Source organism: Micromonospora sp. NPDC049580, assembly GCF_040675595.1.
Lineage (GTDB): Bacteria > Actinomycetota > Actinomycetes > Mycobacteriales > Micromonosporaceae > Micromonospora.
Map to the genome: position 1 here is coordinate 1 of NZ_JBFAPG010000639.1, position 2,873 is coordinate 2,873.

Genomic DNA, 2,873 nt, shown 5'->3' on the forward strand with positions numbered 1-2,873 from the left:
GCGCCGAGCACCCAGGCGGCTGCCGGGTGCACGCCGAACGCCTGCGCGGTCAGGGACACCGTGACCATGGTGAGCACCACGAGCACCACGGCGAGCAGCCCGATCACCGGCAGGTTGGCCCGGATCTCGCGCAGGCTGATGGTGAGGCTCTCCCGGTAGAGGATCGCGGGCAGGAAGATCAGCAGCACCAGGTCCGGCTCCAGGGTCACCTCGGACAGCGGCGGCACCAGCCCGAGCAGCACCCCGAACCCGATGAGCAGCACCGGCGGCGCCACCCGGTACCGGCCGCCGAGGGTGGTGCCGACCAGGACGGTGACGCCCACCACCACGATCAGGACGAGCACCTGCACGGCGTACCCCCTCGATCCCCGGCCGACGACGAACGCCGGGTTGTTCCATCTGATCGCACCCCGGTTGCCGGTTCCACAGGAACGGGCAAGTCGCCGGGCGTCCGAGCGCGGGGGACGCGCCCCCGGCCGGGTCAGGCCGGATCGGCGGTGCGGACGCGCGCGGTGAGCAGGCGGGCGGTACGACGGTGCACGGCGGCTTCCTCGTCGCGGCCCAGGGCGGTGGCCAGGTCGGCGAGGTGCCCGGCCACCGGGCCGACGGTGAGCACCCCGCTGCCGGCGGCCAGTTCGCCGGCGGCCGGCCGGAGCGCGGCGGCGACGCGCTCCATGGTGGGCCGGTCGCCGACGGCGAGGGCGGCCCGCGCGGTGAGGCACAGCCGCACCTCCCGCAGCAGGTCGTGCGGCCCGTCCGGGAGGATCCGCAGGGCCGCTCGGGCGGCGCCGAGGTCCCCCTCGGCCGCGACCAGCAGCGGGCGGACCCACGGCTCGTGCGGCCCCCAGTCCAGGCCCGCCCAGTCCTCGTCGTCCGGCCCGGGGATCGGCCGCTGGCCGGCCGACCCGGACACCGGCTGGTCGTAGCCCGTTCGGCGCGCGCCTGTCGGCGCGTGCGCCAGCGGGTCGGCGCTGACGGCCTCGGCCAGGCGCAGGCCGAGCAGGGCGAGGGGCAGCAGTCCGTGGGCCAGACCCGGCATGGCGTCGGCGGGGAGCCGTTCGGCGGCCGCCCGGTACGCGGTCGCCGCCGCCTCCCGGTCGCCGCCCAACGCCCGGCGCAGCGCGGCGTACCAGCCGGTGAAGACCCCGACCAGCGGCAACTCGTACCGCTGGGCGAGACGGTCGGCGGCACGGGCGTGCTCGTCCGCGCCGGCCCGGTCGGCTCGCGCGCAGCCCGACTGGACCAGGATGAGGTGACCCAGCACCTCGAAGGTCACCAATTGGCGCGCAGTGGCCAGGTCGATCAGCTCCGCGCCGATCCGGGCCCGCTCGACGGCCAGCCCGACGCGGTGGAAGGCGTGCATGAAACGCGCATTCAGCGCGAAGGCCAGCAACCCGGGGTCGGCGACGGTCCGGGCGATCCGCTCGGCCTCGGCGGCGGCCCGGCGGCCACGGTCACCGGTGGTGCCGCGCAGCTCCAGCGCGAGCGTGCTCAGCAGCCGGCTGCGCTGCGCCGAGCCGGTCGGGCCGAGGCCGGTCAGGGCGTTCTCGGCGGCGCCGACGATCCGCGCGGAGAGCAGGTCGTCGTCGTTGCGGGTCCAGATGGCGGGCACGTCGAAACCGGCCAGCACCTCCGCCGTCAGCCGGGGGTCGCCGACCGCCTCGGCGTCGGCGATCGCCTCGGCGCGGTACGTCCGTGCCTCGGCCAACCGGCCCGTCACCGCCAGCCCCCGCCCCAGACCCAGCACCGCGCTCAACCGCTCGCGCCGCTCGGTCCCCCCGGCCCGGTCGTACGCGTCGATGACCTGCGCCCACAGCCGGGCCGCCTCGTGCGGGTTGCCGGCGCGTTCGGCCTGTTCGGCGGCGGTACGGGCGTAGCCCGCGGCCTGGTGGGCGGCTGCCGGGCCGCCGGCACGCAGCAGGTGGTGGGCGAGCGTGGCGGGGTCGACGGGCTGGCGCCGCCGCAACGCCTCGGCGACGGCGGCGTGCCAGGCCGCGCGACGCGCCGCGGACAGGTCCGCGTAGAGCGTGTCGCGGACCAGGATGTGGGTGAACCGCAGTCGCCCGTCGGGCTCCCGCTCGGTCAGGAACCCGGCCTGCAACGCGCGGTCCACGGCGTCCAGCAGCGCCGCCGGGTCGCCGGTCAGCGCGCCGAGCACCGCGGGGTCGACGTCCCGGCCGAGCATCGCCGCCTGCCGCAGCACGGTGCGGGTCGGTGCGGGCAACTGGGCGAGGCGGTGCCGGATGACATCACGCACCCCGGGCGGCACCGCCGCCAGCGCCGCGCCGCCCGCACCGGCGTACAACTGGGCCAGCTCCCGGACGAAGAACGGGTTGCCGCCGCTGCGGTGATGGATCAGCCCGACGGTGGGCGGGTCCAGGTCCCCTCCGACGAGGGCGCGGGCCAGCTCGCCGATCGCCTCGGGAGACAGGCCGCCGAGGTATACGCGCACCGGTTCGAGCCCGGCGGCGCGGGCCAGGGCGGCGGTCAGCTCCGGGCTGATCTCGGTGGCCCGGTAGGTGCCCAGGACCAGCACCGGCCCGGTGGCCGGCTGCGGCCCGGTGAGCAGGGCGGTGAGCAGATCCAGCGTGTCGCCGTCGGCGCGGTGCAGATCGTCCAGGACCAGCAGGAGGGGCCCCCGGTCGGCGACGGCGGAGACCAACGACGCCACCGCGCGGTGCCGACGGAACCGGGCCACGGCGGGGTCACCCGCGCCACCGGTCCCGGCCGTCCCACCGCCGTCGAGCGGCTCGCCCGACCCGGACAGCTCGCCCGGTCCCGCCGGCCCGCCCGACCCGGACGGCTCGGTGAGCGTGTCGGTGATCTGGGTCCACGGCCAAGCGGCCGGGGCGCCCTCGTACTCGGGACTGCGG

At 77.2% G+C, this 2,873-nt stretch carries 2 protein-coding genes; both read right to left on the reverse strand.

Annotation, left to right across the window (positions count from 1 at the left end; translation table 11 throughout):
* Nucleotides 1-350: cation:proton antiporter (locus AB0J68_RS30335; protein ID WP_363942094.1), on the reverse strand; the 350-nt coding region annotated here is incomplete at its 3' end.
* A 131-nt stretch (nt 351-481) separates the two neighbouring features.
* Nucleotides 482-2,873 (reverse strand): SARP family transcriptional regulator (locus tag AB0J68_RS30340; protein WP_363942097.1); only part of this gene is annotated, 2,392 nt, incomplete at its 5' end.